Source organism: Nocardia sp. NPDC055165 (assembly GCF_053606985.1).
This window is the reverse complement of record NZ_JBSGSS010000012.1, coordinates 111,915-130,901: the sequence shown is the minus strand read 5'-3', so window position 1 is coordinate 130,901 and position 18,987 is coordinate 111,915. Positions and strand designations below refer to the sequence as shown.

Here is an 18,987-nt window from a genome sequence, read left to right as displayed (position 1 = left end):
ATGGAATTGAAGCCGGTGGCCATGTACCGCGAGATGTACGAGCGCGGGCACGACGAGCTGCCCTCGGTCTTCGACGCGCCCACCGGTACCGTCGAGGGCGACCGCGACCGGATTCTGAACTACATGCGCAAGGTTCGCGCGATCTTCGACGTCATGGGCGAATCCCCCGACCTGTTCATCAGAGACGCCGACATCGAGGGCGGCCCCTCCCTGTACTCCGACGGCGTCTGGATCTGGCGCGAGGACTCGCTGAAGTACCTCGCCGAGCAGGCCCTCGTCCTGCCCACCGAGTTCGTAGAGCACGTCCGCGCCCAGGACTACGTCCCCCAGAACTTCGACACCCGCGACCCCGATTTCGACGCGGCGTTCCTGTCCTATTTCTGAGAAGCGAACGAGCGGGAAGGAACGTCGCGTGTCGCTGTTCATCGACATCAATGACCCCGAACTGACCACGGTGGACGGACGGGTCTACTACCGCAGCGAACCATTCACCGGTGAAACAGTCGAATACCTGCCCGACTTCACCGAAATCGACAACACTTCCTACGAGAACGGCTACCGCGAACAAAGCTGCACCGCCTGGTATCCGGACGGAACACGGCGGCACTCAGGCTGGTACAGGCGCGGATTCAAGTACGACGACTGGCGCTACTGGTCCCCCGACGGCACGCTCATCCAAGAAGACAACTACGACACGAGCGGCTATCTCCAACACCGTAAACGCTGGGACTCCGCCGGAGTTCTCGTCGAAGACTTCGACGCCGCAGCCCTTGCCAAACCCCTTCTCCCGAGCGCCGTCAACCACAAAGACCCCGGACTCGTCTACGACAAGAACCACGACGGCCTCAACACCTACCACGGCCGACCATTCACCGGCCAAGCCGTCGGATACGGCTACAACTACGCGGACGGGCCCATAGTAGAAATCGAATGGCACCTCGACGGCTACCGCGACGGGCCTGAATTCGCCTGGCACTGGGACGGCGCACGCGACCACGCCTGGGTCAACCACCGGGGAAACCCCATCGGTCTCCAAATCACCTGGAACCAGGACGGCACACCACAACACCGCGAAATCGCCGACGACTCCGGGAAGACTCTCCGCCAACAGCGCTGGGACGACAACGGCGAGCTCACCGCCTACCCCGCCGAGACACACCCCGACCTGGCCCACGACGATCCCACGCTCACAGCCGCAGAATCCGGTGCCCTCCAGCACAACGGTCGCCCCTTCACCGGACGAGTCCACGCCCCCACATACATCCAGGACTATCGCGACGGCTATCCCGACGGCCTCTATACCGAATCAGTCAGGGGGAAGGTCAGCCACGAAGGTGTCAACAGCCCCACCGGCCCCATCGGATCCTGGTACCGGTACCGCCCCGACGGCCGGATCAGCGAAGAACACCACTACGACAGACACCACCGGCTGTTACTCCGACGTCAATGGGATGAGGATGGCGCACTCGCGGCTCCCATGACCGGCCTCGCGCTCCAAGACAACAGGAAGGCAAGCGAATGACCACATGGCGAACGATGCCATCCGCCGACGCCGCCGATCTCTCCGGCAGACTGGCCGCCCTCGACTGGTCATGGAACATCGACGATGCCCCCTCGATTGTCGAACAATTCGGCTGGCAGACCATCTCCAGCCGACCGCGCCGAATCATGCTCGACACCGGATTCGGCCCCGACAGCGGGACCATCCAAGCCAAAAGTGGCGATGTAACCCGCATCGAGCTGCAGCTCACCGACTACGCCGAGGCGAGCGAAAAGCACGCAGTGAAAACAGCTTTCGCCGACTACGCGCAGGCGATCAGCGAGCGCCTCGGTGAACCGACCGCACAGGTCACAGCACCGACCCCGCAAATTCGATGGGCAGGCGCCGAAACGACCGTCGTCCTCATCCTCTCCGCCGCGTCGATCTGGCTGAACCTGGTCACCAATACCCGCCTCGCCGCAGACGACCGCAACCTCCAACTCGACAACCAGGGCCTACTGTGACCGACTGGGAAGAATTCGCCCGTGGGTTGGCAAACGAGCTCGCCGCCGCCCCCGACACCACCGTTCTGGTGATCGGCGAAGCGGCACCATCCGGTTCGCGCCGCTTCGCACAATTTCGCAAGACGAGCGAATCGGTCCTGGCCGAACTCCCCGGAAACGCTTGGCTCGACCCGGCATCCCGCCCCGACGACGCAGGCTGGCGAGCTATCACCCGGGCCGGCTGGCGCCAACCCGACCAGGACCACTGCGACAACTGGTGGGCCGAATTCCCCTGGCCGGTCGACACCGACGCCTACCGTCGGCTCGCCGCGATCACCGTCACCGGACTCCGTGACGGCTTCGGCATCGACTCCCCGCTGACGCTGGGCTACCAGGGCTGGGTCGAGCGTGCCGGAAACAGCAGCCTGCATCTGCCGGGCCTCGGTATCCCGGACGCGAGTTGACCGACTACCTGACTAGGTCAAGCCGTCGCGGTTGCCCTTTTCCATCTTGTCGATGTAGTCGGCGCTTTCGGTCTGGCCGTCGGCGAACTCGCCCATGGACTTCGCCATCGTCTTGACGTTGTCGCTGGTGTTGGTCCAAGACGAGTCGTAACCGTCGTTGCCGCCGGGGCCGTCGTTGAAGCTCTGACCGAGTTTGTCATTGCCCCAGACGTTTCCGCGGCCGTTGAGCGAGCTGTTCAGCGTATTGATGATGCCGGTGAGTTGCGTGCTGACGTTGCGCGATTTTCCGGCCGCGGTCCGGAAATCGTCGGCGTCGTACTCGAAGGTGCCCATCGCCCTCATCCCTCCACGAGTGGTGGCTCTGAGCACACCACAACTCTTTCGCGTGCGCAACAGCCTCGCACGACGGAACGAACCCGAGATGAAAGCGCTGTGAACGGTGGGTACCTCGCGGCCCCTATGCGCTTGCTTCCCAATGTGATTCCACGCGCGACATCATGCGCTGGATAGACGTGTTGACCTTCTCGGTCAGGTCCGATCGCGACGTCGGGGTGGCGATGGGATTCTCGCTGGGGAGTTCGATGACATAGCGCCCGTCGTCGGGAAGATCACGCCACACCAGGATGTCGCGATGCATCCCCCGCGAGCCGAACATGGACTGATTCTGCAGGATATTGATGGTTCCGGTGCGGTCGGCGGAACGGCTGAAGAACTCGGTGCTGCGCTCGACGATCGAGGTGTCGGCTTCCTCGAAGAACATCGAGGATCGCTGCCCGTACTCGTCGCCGGCTCCGGCGCTCGCGTCGGTGACGAGCGGGATCATCCCGCCCGTGCCCGCACCGGTGGCCGGCATCAGGTCGACGATGGCGTCGGCCAGGCCGTGGGGACCGATGTCGACCACCGTGTAACCACCACTGTGCGTGGGGGTTTCACCGGGGAGCTGGTAGACCAGGTATCCGTTGGCGCCGGCTCGTGCGGCCCTGGCCTTGAGCCACTGGCCGGCGTCGTCACGCGCACGATCGTTCCAACCACGCAGCCGCACATACACTTCCGGCCGCTCCAGCACATCGAAGACCGAGCGAAGCGTCGGATCGACCGTGTGTTGCAGACGCTGCCAGACCTGGTACTTCTCTTCCTCGTAGTCCTCGTGCAGGCGAGTCCTGGTCTGGAAGGTGAGCGGACGCGGCAGATCGGTGCCGACGAATCGCTGCCACAGCACCCGGAATTCGATGTCGGTGAGCTCCCACTTCCGCGTCACGCCTGCGCCTCCGGCCGTGCGTGCGCGAGCGAGCCGGCGGCGCCGACTTCCACGGATTCGACCGGCGCTTCCACAACCTGCGCGGGCGCTTCGGTCGCCATCGACTCGGCGAGCAAGCCGGTGAGCGGGGTGACGACCTCGCCCAGACCCGAGAGGTTGGAGAAGTCGGGCAGCGAGGCGCGCGGGAATGCCTCGCCCGCAGCCGTTTCGGCGCTCTCCTCCGGCACTCCCGCCCCGTCGACGGTCGTCGTCACGGTATCGATGCCGAGCAACTCCGCCAGCGGCGAGAGGGCGGGGTTGTCCGCGATCAGCTGGTTGAGCTCGGGCGACTGTGACAGCAGTTCGGTCAGGTCAGGGAACTGCCCGAACAGGTTGCCCAGCTGGGTGAAATCGGGCAGGCCCGAGGTGGCGCCGGTACCGCTGGTGTCGGCGGACACCTGCTGCAACGCGGTGGCCAGCGAGGGCAGCGCCTGGGTGAGTGAGGAGACCGCGGACGTCACCGCCGACATCACCGAGGACAGGATGCTGGACATGTCGCCCGATCCCGACCCACTCGACCCCGCCGACGACCCGGTGGATCCAGTTGATCCGATGGAACCCGCCGTCTGACCGTTCGCGCTCTGCTGCGAACCGTTGGTGCCGTTCTGCTGCAGCTCCGCGGCCGCCTGCTGGGCGGCTTGCTGCGCCGCTTGCTGGGCAGCCACCGCGGCCGGCGACGTCGCCTGCTGTTGGCTCCCACCCCCGGAATTACCACTGCCACCGGAATTTCCGCTACCACCGGAGTTGTTGTTACCACCGGCATTATTATTGCCGTTGTTATTACTGTTGCCGTTATTATTATTATTGTTGTTGTTATTATTGTTGTTATTGTTCTCCGGCGGCTTCACCGGCCCCTTCGGCGCCGCGGGCTCCGCGGCCGCAGGGAAGAGCTTCTCGGTCTGCCCGACACCGTCGACGTAGTGGCGCTTGTACCGATCGCGGTTCTCCTGCAGATCGTCGTCACACTTGTCTTCTTTGTCGATCGGCATACACACCTTGGTCGCGTACAACCAGTTCGCGGTGTACTCGAGGTTCTGCTGCATCATCGTGAAGGAGTCGCTCGCGGTCATCGCCGACTTGCCGAACGTGGAGATCGCGGCGAACGCGGCGTCACCGCCCTGGCTCTCCCACCGGTCGCGGGTGATCTCACCGAGCTTCTGCTCGAGGTTGTAGGCGGCGCCGTGCACAGCATGGGCCATCGCCTCCCAGATCGGAGCGTCGTTGGCCACCTCCTGCCAGGACAGCCGCTGACCGAGGTCGTACATGTCCCGCCAGGACATGTTGTCCGCGGCGCGGACGGGTATCCGCACACCGACCGATTCCGCCGTCGCGGTGCCCGCGTGCTTGGGCACGTTCGCGGTCTCGATGTCGTAGTTGTGCTTCTCCATCTTGATTTCCATGCCGGTGCCCTGCCGCACCTTGACATCGACTTCCCAGTGAGCCGGCGTGTAACCACCGGCCTGGGAGACCTCGCCCTTCATATCCTTGGCACCCGGCGAGGAGTTCACATTCTTCAGATCGCCCTTGAGCGCGGCAATGTTGTCGCCGGAGCCCTTGTCGGTGTCGGTGTACGACTCACCCGCGGCCTTGAACATGGAGACCAGATCCTCGAGCGAGTCGATATAGCGCCCGAGCAGGTCCTTGGCCTGGGTGGCCTCGGAGATGAACTTGGTCCGCAGCGGCGGACCCGCGTCGACTTGGCTGCCGCCCAGCTTGGACTCGTCGTAGTTGTTGAGGTCGTGGTCGCGGAACAGGTTCTGGCAACCCTTGAACACCTCGATCGCCGTACTGCACGCCTTGGCCGCCTCGAGCGCAGCTCCCGTCTCGACCTTGACTTTTGCCTTACTGGCCAGTCCTGACCAGGGAGAATCGCCCACGCTAACCGCTCCTCGAAGCACCCCACCGCCGACCCTCGCAGCCGACTCGATCGCATCGCATTCTAGTGAGCAATGCGAAATATGCACAGCACCAAGGAAACACCGGCACCGATGCCGGATGAACAGCCGGTTCCGGCGAACGATCCGGCAGCCGACACCGATCTGTGACAGACTCGATCAAAGCGCTAGCGGCCGCCGGACGGCCATGAACGAACGAACGATGGGTGCCCAGCTTGACGTCGCGATGGAACTGCTCATGACCGATCTGAGCGGCCTCGAACGGCGCGTGGCAGCCAATCGCGCCAACACCCGCAGCCAGCACGCCGACGACTACCTGCGCTTGGCCGGATCGCTGACCGAATTCGCCCAGGGTCTGCTCACGACCAGGGATGATCCGTCGGGGCGCGACCGCACGGCGGAGGCGCTGGAACCCGCGCAGGAAGCGGTGGCGATCCGGCTGCACTGGCTGGTCGGCGGGTATGTCTCCTACGAGTACGCGGGTGCGTTGCAGGACGCGTTGCGGTTGTTCGAGCAGGCGACGCGGCTGGTCGGGCACCGGCAGCTCGCGACCAACACCATTCGCAGTGCCTGTTCGGCGTATCGGCAGGTCGCGCAGGACTACCCGGATGTTTCGGCCATGTGCGCCGACGGGTTGTCCAAGTGCGGCGTGTGGTTGATGCGGCTCGATCACGACGCGGCGGTGGCTGCCAGTGAGTCGGCGGTCCGGATTCGGGCGGCGATGTACGCGCGCGCTTCCGAACAACCGGGCAAGTACCTGGCGAGTCTGAGCACTCTGCTGCGCACCCTGATGGTGGGGCGCTCACGCAAACAGGCCATCGCGACCTACCGCACCCTGTACTCCGAGGTGACCACCACCGCGAGCACGGCGAAACTGCGCGAAACCCGGGTCGAGGAGCTCGACCTCACGGTCAAGACCACGCAGGCGCTGGTGAAGCTGGGCGCACCGACCCTCGAACGCGCGGGACGGCTCACGCAGCAGCAGATCCTGTACCAGTCGGGTGGCGACCTGGCCACGATCGACGAGATCAATTGGCGGCTGGCCCTGGTGGGTCTCAAACCCCTTGCGGCAGGGGCGATGCCGGAGCCGCCGTCGCGACCGGTCGAGATCTCCGCGACCTACGGCGCGATCGCCGTCCGGTGCTCGGCGCCGGACGCGCTGGAGCAGGTACGCGCCGCGATCGTCGCCGCGTACGCCCAGGACGGCGCGAATCCGGTCGACGCGGGCCGCTTCGCCGGGGTGCACGACAAGCACTGGGGTGTCAAAGAACCCAAGACCAACCTCGAGACCGAGCTCGGCGCCGATGTGGTGCTCGTCGAAAAGTCCTCGGGCAGCTGGATTTCGGTGAAGAGTCTCAACTGGGAGATCGGCGCCCTCGGCAAACACCCACTCGCCGTGGCCCTCTCGATGAAATGGCCGGTCCTCACCGTCGCCACGATCGAGAAGATCTCCTACGAACTGTGCCTCTACGACAACGGCGTCGCCACCCAGTACGCCGCCCTCGGCAGGCCGGCGGGCCAGGCACCCCTCGATACCCCGCTGGCGCCCCTGGATTTCGCGACCCTGGCCGACTACGGCGCCGACTACGCCTCCGAAACCCAGGTCAGAGCCGCCTTCGGCAATGCCGAGATGTTCGCCAAGGTCACCGAGCTCCCCGGCGCGGGCATCCGCCAGTCCGCGGAGAAGGCCCCACTCACCGACTACGGCCCGAATATCCTCTTCTTCGGCAAGGATTGAATCGTCACCGCGAAAAGCCGCGGTGCCCAGCAGACCCGTGGTGATCGCACCGACAGATGAGTCGCCCCCGAACGCCGCACAGCGCGGTCACCCGGCATGATCGGAGCTGTGCGAGTACTGCTGCAACGTGTGACCAGTGCCCAGGTGAGCGTCGACGATCAGGTCGTCGGCCGCATCGACCCGGCGGCGACGGGAGTCCCCCACGGCCTCCTCGCTCTCGTCGGCGCTACCCACACCGACACCACGGCCAACGCGAAAGCTCTGGCCGACAAGGCCTATCGCCTGCGCATCCTCGACGGTGAACGCTCCGCCGCCGACCTGGACGCCCCCATCCTGGTGGTCAGCCAGTTCACCCTCTACGCCAACACCGCCAAGGGCCGGCGCCCCTCCTGGAACGCCGCCGCCCCCGGCTCGCTCGCCGAACCCCTCGTCGACACCTTCGCCGAGGCACTCCGCGAGCTGGGCGCCACCGTCGCCACCGGAGAATTCGGCGCCCACATGCAGATCGAACTCACCAACGACGGCCCGGTCACCGTCCTGCTCGAAGGCTGACTACTTGTCGCCCGGCCGGTACGGGATGCCGTCGGCGGCGGGCGCGACCGCCTTTCCGATGAATCCGGCGACCACGACCAGGGTGACCACGTAGGGCAGCATGCCGAGGAATTCGGTGGGGATCGGGTTGCCCGGCATGGTGTTGAGGAAGCGTTGCAGGGCGCTGGAGAAACCGAACAGCAGGGCGGCCAGCAGCGCGCCGACCGGCTTCCAGCGGCCGACGATCATCACCGCCAGGGCCACGAAGCCGAGCGCCGCGGTCATGTTCTTGCTGAAGGCCACATTGTTGGCGATGGTGAAGAAGGCGCCGCCGAAACCCGACAGGGCACCGGCACAGGTGACGTTCCAGAAGCGCAGGCGGTTCACGTCGATGCCCGCGGCGTCGGCCGCGGCCGGATGTTCGCCGACGGCGCGGGTGCGCAGGCCCCAGCGGGTCTGGAACAGCAGATACGACAGCCCGAACACGCAGGCCAGCGCCACATAGACGAACAGGTTCTGGTCGAACAGCACCGGCCCGAGCACCGGGATGCCGGTCAGGAAGCCGAGGCCGATGTCGTGGAGGAACCCGCCGATGCGCGGCACCGTGCTCGGCTGGTTGAGCGAATGGTCCATGCGCATGAGCCGTTCGAACAGGAAGCCGGTGAGCCCCAGCGCGAGCAGATTGAGGATGACACCGGTGACCAGCTGGTTCACCTCGAAGCGGGTCGCGAGCCAGGCCAGCAGCAGCGTCGACAGCATGCCGCTGATCACCGCGGCCACAATCCCGGCGTAGGGGCTGCCGGTGATCGAGGAGAACAGCACCGCGGTGAACGCGCCCGCCAGGAACTGGCCCTCGATGCCGAGGTTGATCACGCCCGACCGTTCACAGACCACGCCGGACAGCGCACCGAAGATGAACGGCAGCGCCAGGAACAGCGTCGACGCCAGCACGAACTCCACCGGGAAGCCGACGCCCGGCGTCACCACCCACGACAGCGCCGCGATCACCAGGGCCGCCACCGCGATGCCGACGATCGCCCCGTGCGCGCGCCGCGAGAGCGGCCGCGTCGCCAGCACCCCACCGAGCACCACGGTCACCACGCCAAGGATCAGCACGATCGTGAGAGTGTTGACGGTCCAGCCACTTTCGACGGTCTGATCCAATCGGAAGGTGGTCGTCCGCCCACCGTTGACGAACAGCAGCCCGAGAACGCCGAGACCGATGCCGAGCACGATGAGCACCACCCCGGCCACACCGTGCCTGGCTGATTCGGCAGTGACGACCGGTGACGCGGTGGTGGTACTCACCAGCCCCTCGCTTCCAGAGTGTTGAGACCACCGCGCGGTGTGCGCAGGTGCAGCAGGGTTTTCACCAGCGCGGGCGCGGCGACGAACAGCACGATCACCGCCTGCAACAGCGTGGACATCTCGACCGGAATGGCGGGCTGCATGTGCAACGTGCCCGATTTCAGCGCACCGAACAGCAGTGCGGCGGCGACGATACCGCCGGGATGCGCCCGCCCGAGCAGCGCGACGGTGATCCCGTCGAACCCGAATTCGGCGACCGTGCCCGGATTCACCGTGTACGGGTTGAGCCCCAACACCAGTGCGGCGCCGCCCAACCCGGCCAGCCCGCCCGACACCGCCATCGTGGTGACGAACGTGCGCCCGATATCGATACCCGCCGTTTCCGCCGCGTGCGTATTGGCACCGACCGCGCGGATCCGGTACCCGAAGGTGGATTTGCGCAGCAGCCACCAGATTCCGGCCGCGAGCGCCAGCCCGAGCAACAGCCCCGCGCTGACCCGCAGGCCCGAGCCCGCCCAGCCGAGCAGCCGGGGCAGTCGGCCGGAGAAGTCCACCTGCTTGGACACCAGTTCCTGCGAGGTCGTCGAGTGGATGAACGTGGTGCTCAACGCCCAGAGCAGAAAGTAAGTAGCGATATTGTTCAGCATGATCGACGAGATCACTTCGTGCGCACCGGTTTTGGCCTTGAGCACGCCGGGGATGGCGCCGAGCAGACCGCCCGCAAGCGCACCCGCGAGCAGGGCCAGCGGAACATGCAGCAGGGGCGGCAGGTCGAGCGCGAACCCGACCATCACGCCGCCGAGCAAGCCGAAGATGAACTGTCCGTGCCCGCCGATATTGAACAGTCCGGCCCGGAAGGCCAGGCCGACGGCGAGTCCGGTGAAGATCAGCGGGGTCGCGTAGGTGAGCGTCTCCGAGATCGGGCGCAGCACCTGGGCCAGGGTGGCGTCACCGTCGACATACTGCTGCACCCGCCCGAAGTCGATGATCGCGCCCTCGAACATGTCGCGATAGCCCGCGCTCACCGCCTGCCACGAGAAACTCAGCGCATCGGCGGGCCGGTTGAAGAAGTAGCCCCAGGCACCCCGCACCGCCGCGTCGGAGACGATGATCAACAGGGCCCCGATCGCGAAGGCCAGCAACAACGAATAGATCGTCACCATCACGCTGTTGGCTTCGGTCAGGTACCCGATGAATGTGCGGCCGATGTCGCGCGTGTCCGGTTCACGCTCGCCGGGTGAGTCGATGTCCGGCTCGATGGTCGTACTCGGCATGGGTGTCCTCAGCTCGCGGGTGCTGGATCGGCGGGACGGTGGCCTGCCATCAGCTGACCGATGATCTCGCGCGGTGTGTCCGGGGCCAGGACGCCGACGATCTGCCCGTTGTGGATCACCGCGATGCGGTCGGACAGGGCCAGGATCTCGTCCAGCTCCGCGGAGATGAGCAGGACGGCGGTTCCCGTGTCGCGTTCGGCGACCAGACGGCGATGGATGAACTCGATCGCGCCGACATCCACTCCTCGCGTCGGTTGCGCGGCGACCAGAACCGAACGCGGCCTGGAGAATTCGCGCGCGATCACCACCTTCTGCTGATTGCCGCCCGACAGCGCCGACGCCAGCTCCCCCGGCCCCCTGGTGCGGATGTCGAAATCGGCGATGGCCTTGTCGGCCAGCTTTCGTACCGCCGCCGCGTCGACCACGCCGCGATTCGACAGGGGTTTGTCGCGGTACTGGTTGAGGACGAGGTTCTCGGCGACGGTGAAATCGGCGGCCAGCCCGTCGCGGCCGCGATCCTCCGGGATGTAGCCGAGCCCGGCCACGATCCGCCGGTACGGGTTCCACCCGGTGACCGGGATACCGCCCATCTCGATCGAGCCGCTCTCGGGCGTGATGGTCCCGAGCACCGCCCTGGCCAGTTCGGTCTGCCCGTTGCCCTCGACCCCGGCCAACCCGACGATCTCACCGGCCCGCACAGCCAGACTCAGTCCGTCGAGCATCGGCGTCCCGCGCTCGCCCAGCACGGTCAGATCCTTGATGTCCAGGGCGATCTCGCCCGGCTGCGCCTGCGGTCGATCCACGGTCAGCACGACCGACCGCCCGACCATCGCCGCCGCCAACTCGGCCTCGCTGTCCTGCGGCGACGCCTCGGCCACGACCCGCCCACGCCGCAGAACGGTGATCGTGTCCGCGATCGCCTTCACCTCTTTGAGCTTGTGGCTGATGAAGATCACCGACATCCCCGAGGCCGTGAGATTGCGGATGATCCCGAGCAACTCGGCCACTTCGGGCGGGGTGAGCACCGCGGTCGGCTCGTCCAGGATCAGCAGATCGGTCCTGCCGGACAGCGCCTTCACGATCTCGACCCGCTGCTGCACACCGACCGGCAGGTCCTCGCAGACAGCGTCGGGATCCAGCGCCAGACCGTACCGCTCGGACACCTCGAGCACCGCCCGCCGCGCGGTCGCCCGGTCGAGGCCGCCCCGCTTGACGTGTTCGCGACCCAGCTGCACGTTGTCGGCGACACTGAACGGCCCGACGAGCTTGAAATGCTGATGCACCATGCCGATTCCGGCGGCGATGGCGTCGCCCGGCGATCGCAGCCGTACCGGCTCGCCGTCGATCAGGATCTGGCCGCTGGTCGGTTCGAGGATGCCGTACAGCATGTTCATCAGGGTCGACTTGCCCGCGCCGTTCTCGCCGAGGATCGCGTGCACCTGGCCGGGTTCGACCACCAGGTCGACGCTGTCGTCGGCGAGAAATGTTCCGAAGGCCTTGGTCAAGCCCTGTGCTTCGAGTCGCATGCGCCTGTCCTCTACAGCTTCGGGGCGGCCGGGGAATAGATCACGATCTTGCCGTCGACGATGTCGCGCCGAAGAGTGGTGAGCTCCCGCTTCAGCGGCTCCGGCACCTTCGCGTCGAAATCGTGGAACGGCGCGAGCCCGACCCCGGCATTACTCAGGGTGCCCACGTACCGTCCGTCTGTGACGCCGTCGCCGAAGGCATTGTCGATCGCCACCCGTACCGCGGCGGAGATGTCCTTCATCGAGGAGGACAACATGATGTCCTGGTACTCCGGAACCGCCTCGTAGCCATCGGAATCCACCCAGATCATGGAAACGTTCGACGAGTCCTGCACGGCGGAGGCCCCGCCCATGCCGACCGGTCCCGCGACCGGGTGGATCACGTCGGCGCCCTGGGCGATGAAGTTCTCGGTGAGCGAGCGGCCCGCGCTCGTATCGTCGAAATTGCCGGTGAACGAACCGTTCTGGTCCTCGACATCCCAGCCGAGCACAACGATCGCGGTCCCGTGCGCCGCGTTGTACCCGGCCACTCCGGCGGCGAACCCGTCCATGAAGATGGTCACCGCGGGGATCTGCATGCCGCCCCAGGTGGCGACCCGGCCGGTCTTGGACACTCCCGCCGCGAGATAGCCTGCCAGATAAGAGGATTGGGCGGCGTTGAACTCCATCGAGTAGACATTGTCCAGCTCGACGTGCGCGTCGACGATCGCGAAACGCTGATCGGGGTACTCCGCGGCCACCTGTGCCACCGCCTCGGCCATCAGGCCGCCGACGCCGATCACCAGATCGCAGTCGTCGTCGGCCGAGGCTCGCAGGTTGGGTTCGTAGTCGGCGGAACTGTTGGACTGGCGGTAGGAGCCGTAGACGCCGGGGTTGGCGTCGATCGCGGCTTTCACCCCGTTCCAGCCGGATTCGTTGAACGACTTGTCGTCGACGCCGCCCGCGTCGGTCACCATGCAGGTCTCGAAACCCGCGTTCGCGGTGCCGTAGGTGTTGCCCGATCCCGTATAGCGCGCGTCCGGCGGCGGCTCACCGCAGCCGACGAGCAAGGCCGAGGCCGCGCAACCGACGGCGACCAGCGCGATCCGGGATCTCATCACTCAGAGATACAGGATCGCGCAGGCGACCAGACAGATTAGAACGATTACTTCACCGAAAAGCCGTCGGTGAACTACTCAGGGCGCAGCGTGAGAATGCGCGGCCCGTCCTCGGTGACGGCGACGCTGTGCTCCCAATGCGCTGCGCGCGTCCCGTCGGTGGTGACCACAGTCCAGTCGTCGTCGAGCGTCTTGGTCTCGGTGGTACCGAGCGTGAGCATCGGCTCGATCGCCAGAACCGACCCGACCACCAGGCGCGGGCCCTTACCGGGCGCGCCCTCGTTTGGCAGGAACGGATCCATGTGCATCTCGCGCCCGATGGCATGGCCACCGTAACCGTCGACGATGCCGTACTGCCTGCCGTGCGCCTGCTCGGCCGCGCGCGTACCCAGCTCGATGGCGTGCGAGACGTCGGTCAGCCGGTTGCCCGGCAGCATCGCCGCGATGCCGGTCTCCATGGAGAGCCTGGTGGCCTCGCTCAGCAGCTCATCGGCCTCGATGATGGTGCCGATGCCGAACGTCCACGCCGAGTCGCCGTGCCAGCCGTCGAGGATGGCGCCGCAGTCGATGGACACGAGATCGCCCTCGACGAGAATGTCACTCGCCGAGGGGATCCCGTGGACCACACGATCGTTGACCGAAGAACAGATCGAGCCGGGGAACCCGTGATAGCCCTTGAACGACGGGACAGCGCCCGCGTCGCGGATCGTCGCCTCGGCGACCTCGTCGAGCTCCAGAGTCGAGACGCCGGGCTTGGCCGCCGCGCGAACGGCGACCAGCGTCGCACCGACGATCGCGCCGGCCGCCTGCATGGCATCCAGCTCGCCCGCCGAACGGAACGGCACGACCTTCTTCTTACGGTTGAAGACCATCCGGCCTCAGTACTCCGATCCGCTGATTACTGACCGAGCGCCTTCAGCGCCCGCGCGTTGACCTCATCGACTTCGCCGATGCCGTCGACGGTCACGACCAGACCGTCGTAGTGCTCGAGCAGCGGCTCGGTTTCCTCACGGTAGACCCGCAGCCGGTTGCGGATGACGTCCTCGGTGTCGTCGGCGCGCCCACGGGCGAGCATGCGCTCGACCACGGTGTCCTCGGCGACCACGAAGCACAGCACCGCGTCGAGCGTGGTGCCGTTGTGCTCGAGGATCTTCTTCAACGCGTCGGCCTGATCGACCGTGCGCGGGTAACCGTCGAGCACGAAACCGTTCGCGGCGTCGGGCTCGCCGACACGCGCCTCGACCATGCGGTTGGTGACGTCGCTGGGGACCAGGTCGCCCGCGTCCATGTACTTCTGCGCCTCGCGACCGAGGGCGGTCTGCTGGCTGATATTCGCGCGGAAGAGGTCTCCGGTGGAGATGTGCGGAACGCCCAGCTTCTCTGACAGCAGGACGGCCTGAGTACCTTTGCCGGCACCCGGCGGACCGAGCAGAACAACTCTCACTTGAGGAACCCTTCGTAATTTCGATTCATCAGCTGGCTCTCGATCTGCTTGACCGTGTCGAGACCCACGCTGACCATGATGAGCACCGCGGTACCGCCGAACGGCAGGTTGGCCGCTCCACCGTTGGCACCCATGTCCAGGAACAGGTTCGGGAGAACGGCGACCAAACCGAGATAGATCGAGCCAGGCAGGGTGATGCGGCTCAGAACGTAGTTGAGGTAGTCGGCGGTCGGCTTACCGGGCCGGTAGCCCGGGATGAAGCCACCGAACTTCTTCATCTCGTCCGCGCGTTCCTCCGGGTTGAAGGTGATCGCGACGTAGAAGTAGGTGAAGAACACGATCAGACCGAAGTAGATCGCGATGTAGACCGGGTTGCCCGGATTCACCAGGTATTTCTGGATGATCTCCTGCCACCAGCTCGGATCCGTCGCCGTATTCGAGTTGGTGAGCTGCGCGATCAGGTTGGGCAGGTAGAGCAGCGAGGACGCGAAGATCACCGGGATGACACCGGCCTGGTTGACCTTCAACGGCAGGTACGTCGATGAACCGCCGTACATCTTGCGACCGACCACGCGCTTGGCGTACTGCACCGGGATCCGGCGCTGACCCTGTTCGACAAAGATCACGGCCACCAGGATCACCAGTACGGCGACACACACCGCACCGAAGATCAGGCCACCGTCGGTGTCGAGGATCCGCTTGCCGTCGAGCGGCAGTCGAGCGGCGATACCGGCGAAGATGAGCAGCGACATGCCGTTGCCGACACCGCGCTCGGTGATCTGCTCGCCGAACCACATGACCAGCGAAGCACCCGCGGTCATCACGAGGACGATGATGATCATGCCGAAGATGCTGGTATCGGCGAGAATCGGCTCGTTACAGCCCTGCAACAGCTGACCGCGCGAGGCCAGCGCGACCAGACCGGTGGCCTGCAGGATCGCCAACGCGACCGACAGGTACCTGGTGTACTGCGTCATCTTGGTCTGGCCGGATTGGCCTTCCTTGCGCAGTTCCTCGAACCGCGGGATGACGACGGTCAGCAGCTGGATGATGATGCTCGCGGTGATGTACGGCATGATGCCGATCGCGAACACCGACAGCTGTAGCAGCGCCCCGCCGGAGAACAGGTTGATGAGCTGGTAGATGCCGGCGGATTCACCGCCGGAGACCACCTTCACGCATTCCTGAACGTTCTGGTAGTCGACACCGGGGGACGGCAGCGCGGCACCCAACCGGTACAGCGCGATCAACCCCAGCGTGAAGAGAATCTTCCGCCGTAAGTCCGGAGTCCGGAAGGCCGATACGAAGGCGGAAAGCACAAATCCTCCTGGCGAACGACATGGTCATGCCATGCGACTGAACCACTGGACAGCATGTGGAATCGTCAGCCGATGACGAGCTTGGCAGACAACACTTGGAACTCTAACAGTGACACCGGACGAGCTCGCGACTCGTCCGGTGTCAGCTGCTGACTACAGTACCGTCAGGCCAGTTCGGTGACAGTGCCACCGGCGGCGGTGATCTTCTCCTTGGCGGAGCCGGTCACCTTGTCGGCGGTCACCTGGATGGCGACACCGATCTCGCCGTCGCCGAGAACCTTGACGAGCTCGTTCTTGCGAACGGCGCCGGCCTCGACGAGTTCTGCCTTACCGATGACGCCGCCCTGAGGGAACAGCTCGGCAATGCGGCCAACGTTGACGACCTGGTACTCGACCCGGAAGCGGTTGGTGAAGCCGCGAAGCTTCGGCAGACGCATGTGCAGCGGCATCTGGCCACCCTCGAACGCCGCGGGGACGTTCTTGCGTGCCTTGGTGCCCTTGGTACCGCGACCGGCGGTCTTACCCTTGGAACCCTCACCGCGACCCACACGGGTCTTCTCGGTCTTGGAGCCAGGGGCGGGACGCAGGTGGTGCAATTTGATGGTCATGTCTAGACCTCCTCAACTGTTACGAGGTGGCGCACGACGTTGATCAGACCGCGGTTCTGAGCGTTGTCCTCACGAACCACCGACTGGCGGATCTTCCGCAGACCAAGCGTCCGCAGGCTGTCGCGCTGGTTCGACTTGGCACCGATCGTGCTCTTGATCTGAGTCACCTTGAGATCAGCCATGTCAGGCTCCCTGTCCTGCACGCGCACGCAGCATGCCCGCCGGAGCGACATCCTCGATCGGCAGACCGCGACGAGCGGCAACCTCTTCGGGACGCTGGAGCATCTTGAGCGCGGCAACCGTCGCGTGAACGACGTTGATCGCATTGTCGCTACCGAGCGACTTGGCCAGAATGTCGTGAATGCCTGCGCATTCGAGCACGGCGCGAGCCGCGCCGCCCGCGATCACACCGGTACCGGGCGAAGCCGGACGCAGCATGACCACACCGGCCGCCGCCTCACCCTGAACGGGGTGAGTGATGGTCGAGCCGATCATCGGGACGCGGAAGAAGCTCTTGCGAGCCTCCTCGACACCCTTCTGGATGGCCGCGGGAACTTCCTTGGCCTTGCCGTAGCCGACGCCGACCAGACCGTTGCCGTCACCGACGATCACGAGGGCGGTGAAGCTGAAGCGACGACCACCCTTCACGACCTTGGAGACACGGTTGATCGCGACGACGCGCTCGAGCTGGTTCTTCTCGGCCGCGTTGTCACGACGGTCGCCGCCACCGCGACGATCGCCACCGCCACGACGGTTGCCCTCGGGGCCTCCGGCGTTGCTGTTGGAGTTGCTGTTGGGTCCGGCGGGTCCGTTGCCGCCGTCACGCCGCTGACGTCCCGGCATCAGACGTTCCTTCCGTTCGAAATAACAGTCATCAGAACTTCAGCCCACCTTCACGAGCGGCATCGGCCAGCGCCGCGATACGGCCGTGGTAGTCGTGACCACCACGGTCGAACACGACCGCCTCGATACCGGCAGCCTTGGCACGCTCGGCGATCAGCTGACCGACCTTCGCGCCCTTGGCGGACTTGTCGCCCTCGAGCGCACGCACGTCGGCCTCGATCGAGGAAGCGGCGGCAATGGTCTTGCCCACCGAGTCGTCGATCAGCTGAGCGTGCAGGTGCCGCGCGGAGCGGTTGACCACCAGGCGCGGACGCTCGGTGGTGCCTTCGACCTTCTTACGAAGACGGAAGTGACGGCGGGTCTTCGACAGGCGACGCTTCGTGGAAGCGTCCTTGCCCAGCGGAATCCGCTTCGCCTTCTGGTTAGCAGTTTGCGCCATGATCACTTACCCGTCTTTCCGACCTTGCGGCGAACGACCTCGCCGGCGTAGCGGATGCCCTTGCCCTTGTACGGGTCGGGCTTACGCAGTCCGTGGATGACAGCGGAGATCTGACCGACCTTCTGCTTGTCGATTCCGGACACCGAGAACTTGGTGGGCGATTCCACCGCGAAGGTGATGCCAGCCGGGGCCTCGATCGGCACCGGGTGGCTGTAACCGAGGGCGAACTCGAGGTTCGAACCCTTGGCCTGAACGCGGTAACCGACGCCGAAGATTTCCATCTTCTTCTCGTAGCCCTTGGTGACACCCTCGATCATGTTGGCGATCAGGGTGCGGGAAAGGCCGTGCAGCGAACGGTTCGCGCGCTCGTCGTTGGGACGAGCAACCTCGAGCTCATTACCTTCACCCTTGGTGACGATGATGGGCTCGGCCACGGTGTGCGAGAGGGTGCCCTTGGGCCCCTTGACCGTGACAACCTGGCCGTCGATGTTGACGTCGACGCCGGCCGGAATCTCGATGGGCTTCTTACCAATACGCGACATTAGTCCTGACCTCCCTTACCAGACGTAGGCGAGGACTTCGCCCCCGACGCCCTGCTTGGCCGCCTGACGGTCGGTGAGCAGACCGGTCGACGTGGAAATGATCGCCACGCCGAGGCCGCCGAGGACCTTGGGCAGATTGGTGGACTTCGCGTACACACGCAGACCCGGCTTCGAGACGCGACGCAGGCCCTGCAGGCTGCGCTCACGGCTGGGGCCGTACTTCAGATCGACGACGATGGCCTTGCCAACGGTCGCGTCTTCGGTGCGGTAATCGGCGATGTAGCCCTCACGCTTGAGGATCTCGGCGATGTTCACCTTGATCTTCGAGTGGGGCGCCTTCACCTGATCGTGGTACGCCGAGTTGGCGTTGCGCAGACGCGTCAAGAAGTCTGCGATCGGATCAGTCATGGTCATGGTTAGACCTCGACACCTTTCTCGCTGCGGTTCCCATGCAACATCTCCCGCACTCTCACGCGGTCGACCGTGGGCCTACAACAATTCGGCTGGTCCGGTCGGCACTTACCGACCGGATGAGTTCTCTTGCGAGCTCTCGGCGCCTGGCACGGTCCCACTCGCGCGCAAGCGCGCAGCGGACACAGATCTGCCCAGGCAACCGCTCTAGTGTAGGCAACGCCGTGGTCAGGACCAAACTCGGGGGCCGACGGACCGGGGCGATCTC

Annotated in this window: 22 protein-coding genes; 6 read left to right on the top strand and 16 right to left on the bottom strand. The window is 65.5% G+C overall.

The features are described 5' to 3' along the window. From ACWFRF_RS24030 to ACWFRF_RS24015, 4 genes are read left to right on the top strand one after another with little or no spacing between them, the layout of a single operon-like run. Entirely contained in the window at nucleotides 1-384 is a 384-nt protein-coding gene (locus ACWFRF_RS24030) for a hypothetical protein (RefSeq protein ID WP_379313163.1), read from the top strand. 28 nt (nucleotides 385-412) lie between these two features. After that, a complete protein-coding gene (locus tag ACWFRF_RS24025) occupies nucleotides 413-1,522 on the top strand; it encodes a hypothetical protein (RefSeq protein WP_452452342.1) in 1,110 nt (369 codons plus the stop codon). Next, nucleotides 1,519-2,004 (top strand): DUF6301 family protein, encoded by a 486-nt coding sequence (locus ACWFRF_RS24020; protein ID WP_452452340.1) that lies wholly within the window; start codon nucleotides 1,519-1,521, stop codon nucleotides 2,002-2,004. The genes ACWFRF_RS24025 and ACWFRF_RS24020 overlap by 4 nt, the downstream gene beginning before the upstream one ends. After that, on the top strand, nucleotides 2,001-2,447 hold the full coding sequence (locus ACWFRF_RS24015) for a TY-Chap domain-containing protein (protein WP_379313167.1): 447 nt from the start codon (nucleotides 2,001-2,003) through the stop codon (nucleotides 2,445-2,447). The genes ACWFRF_RS24020 and ACWFRF_RS24015 overlap by 4 nt, the downstream gene beginning before the upstream one ends. Before the next feature lie 12 nt (nucleotides 2,448-2,459). Here ACWFRF_RS24015 and ACWFRF_RS24010 read toward each other — a convergent pair whose 3' ends face one another. From ACWFRF_RS24010 to ACWFRF_RS24000, 3 genes are all read right to left on the bottom strand, one after another. Further along, nucleotides 2,460-2,780 (bottom strand): WXG100 family type VII secretion target, encoded by a 321-nt coding sequence (locus ACWFRF_RS24010; protein WP_301904962.1) that lies wholly within the window; start codon nucleotides 2,778-2,780, stop codon nucleotides 2,460-2,462. Nucleotides 2,781-2,904: 124 nt separating this feature from the next. Beyond that, the gene (locus ACWFRF_RS24005) at nucleotides 2,905-3,705 is read right to left on the bottom strand and encodes an ESX secretion-associated protein EspG (RefSeq protein WP_452452338.1); all 801 of its coding nucleotides are present in this window, start codon (nucleotides 3,703-3,705) and stop codon (nucleotides 2,905-2,907) included. After that, nucleotides 3,702-5,621, bottom strand: a complete 1,920-nt coding sequence (locus ACWFRF_RS24000; protein WP_452452337.1) for a hypothetical protein — start codon at nucleotides 5,619-5,621, stop codon at nucleotides 3,702-3,704. The genes ACWFRF_RS24005 and ACWFRF_RS24000 overlap by 4 nt, the downstream gene beginning before the upstream one ends. A 220-nt stretch (nucleotides 5,622-5,841) precedes the next feature. On the opposite strand from ACWFRF_RS24000, the gene ACWFRF_RS23995 reads away from it, so the two are divergent. Together ACWFRF_RS23995 and dtd are read left to right on the top strand one after the other, a co-directional pair. Beyond that, a complete protein-coding gene (locus ACWFRF_RS23995; protein WP_378993642.1) occupies nucleotides 5,842-7,377 on the top strand; it encodes a hypothetical protein in 1,536 nt (511 codons plus the stop codon). Nucleotides 7,378-7,485: 108 nt separating this feature from the next. Beyond that, nucleotides 7,486-7,929: a D-aminoacyl-tRNA deacylase gene (gene dtd, locus ACWFRF_RS23990; RefSeq protein WP_452452334.1), complete on the top strand. Its 444-nt coding sequence runs from the start codon at nucleotides 7,486-7,488 to the stop codon at nucleotides 7,927-7,929. On the opposite strand, the gene ACWFRF_RS23985 is transcribed toward dtd, so the two are convergent. The 13 genes from ACWFRF_RS23985 to rpsH all read right to left on the bottom strand — a co-directional run bounded on the left by ACWFRF_RS23985 (nucleotide 7,930) and on the right by rpsH (nucleotide 18,722). After that, nucleotides 7,930-9,216 carry an ABC transporter permease gene (locus tag ACWFRF_RS23985; RefSeq protein ID WP_452452332.1) on the bottom strand — a complete coding sequence of 429 codons (1,287 nt, stop codon included), beginning with the start codon at nucleotides 9,214-9,216 and terminating at the stop codon, nucleotides 7,930-7,932. After that, nucleotides 9,213-10,490 carry an ABC transporter permease gene (locus ACWFRF_RS23980; RefSeq protein WP_452452331.1) on the bottom strand — a complete coding sequence of 426 codons (1,278 nt, stop codon included), beginning with the start codon at nucleotides 10,488-10,490 and terminating at the stop codon, nucleotides 9,213-9,215. The genes ACWFRF_RS23985 and ACWFRF_RS23980 overlap by 4 nt, the downstream gene beginning before the upstream one ends. An 8-nt stretch (nucleotides 10,491-10,498) precedes the next feature. Next, complete coding sequence (locus tag ACWFRF_RS23975) at nucleotides 10,499-12,016, bottom strand: ABC transporter ATP-binding protein (protein WP_452452329.1); 1,518 nt, start codon at nucleotides 12,014-12,016, stop codon at nucleotides 10,499-10,501. Nucleotides 12,017-12,027: 11 nt separating this feature from the next. After that, nucleotides 12,028-13,113 carry a BMP family lipoprotein gene (locus tag ACWFRF_RS23970; RefSeq protein WP_379313966.1) on the bottom strand — a complete coding sequence of 362 codons (1,086 nt, stop codon included), beginning with the start codon at nucleotides 13,111-13,113 and terminating at the stop codon, nucleotides 12,028-12,030. A gap of 74 nt (nucleotides 13,114-13,187) precedes the next feature. Further along, the gene (gene map, locus ACWFRF_RS23965; RefSeq protein ID WP_378632268.1) at nucleotides 13,188-13,985 is read right to left on the bottom strand and encodes a type I methionyl aminopeptidase; all 798 of its coding nucleotides are present in this window, start codon (nucleotides 13,983-13,985) and stop codon (nucleotides 13,188-13,190) included. A 26-nt stretch (nucleotides 13,986-14,011) separates the two neighbouring features. After that, nucleotides 14,012-14,557 (bottom strand): adenylate kinase, encoded by a 546-nt coding sequence (locus ACWFRF_RS23960; RefSeq protein WP_378632266.1) that lies wholly within the window; start codon nucleotides 14,555-14,557, stop codon nucleotides 14,012-14,014. Further along, complete coding sequence (gene secY / locus ACWFRF_RS23955) at nucleotides 14,554-15,876, bottom strand: preprotein translocase subunit SecY (RefSeq protein WP_378993648.1); 1,323 nt, start codon at nucleotides 15,874-15,876, stop codon at nucleotides 14,554-14,556. Before secY ends, ACWFRF_RS23960 begins: the two co-directional genes overlap by 4 nt. Nucleotides 15,877-16,040: 164 nt before the next feature. Continuing rightward, nucleotides 16,041-16,484, bottom strand: a complete 444-nt coding sequence (gene rplO, locus ACWFRF_RS23950; RefSeq protein ID WP_101464424.1) for a 50S ribosomal protein L15 — start codon at nucleotides 16,482-16,484, stop codon at nucleotides 16,041-16,043. A gap of 2 nt (nucleotides 16,485-16,486) precedes the next feature. Next, entirely contained in the window at nucleotides 16,487-16,666 is a 180-nt protein-coding gene (rpmD, locus tag ACWFRF_RS23945) for a 50S ribosomal protein L30 (protein WP_056819257.1), read from the bottom strand. Nucleotide 16,667: 1 nt separating this feature from the next. Then, entirely contained in the window at nucleotides 16,668-17,327 is a 660-nt protein-coding gene (gene rpsE / locus ACWFRF_RS23940; RefSeq protein WP_378632262.1) for a 30S ribosomal protein S5, read from the bottom strand. A gap of 31 nt (nucleotides 17,328-17,358) precedes the next feature. Further along, on the bottom strand, nucleotides 17,359-17,766 hold the full coding sequence (rplR, locus tag ACWFRF_RS23935) for a 50S ribosomal protein L18 (RefSeq protein WP_266296784.1): 408 nt from the start codon (nucleotides 17,764-17,766) through the stop codon (nucleotides 17,359-17,361). A gap of 2 nt (nucleotides 17,767-17,768) precedes the next feature. Continuing rightward, nucleotides 17,769-18,308 carry a 50S ribosomal protein L6 gene (rplF, locus tag ACWFRF_RS23930; protein ID WP_378632260.1) on the bottom strand — a complete coding sequence of 180 codons (540 nt, stop codon included), beginning with the start codon at nucleotides 18,306-18,308 and terminating at the stop codon, nucleotides 17,769-17,771. A 15-nt stretch (nucleotides 18,309-18,323) separates the two neighbouring features. Beyond that, on the bottom strand, nucleotides 18,324-18,722 hold the full coding sequence (gene rpsH / locus ACWFRF_RS23925; RefSeq protein ID WP_056818383.1) for a 30S ribosomal protein S8: 399 nt from the start codon (nucleotides 18,720-18,722) through the stop codon (nucleotides 18,324-18,326). Nucleotides 18,723-18,987 lie beyond the last annotated feature (265 nt).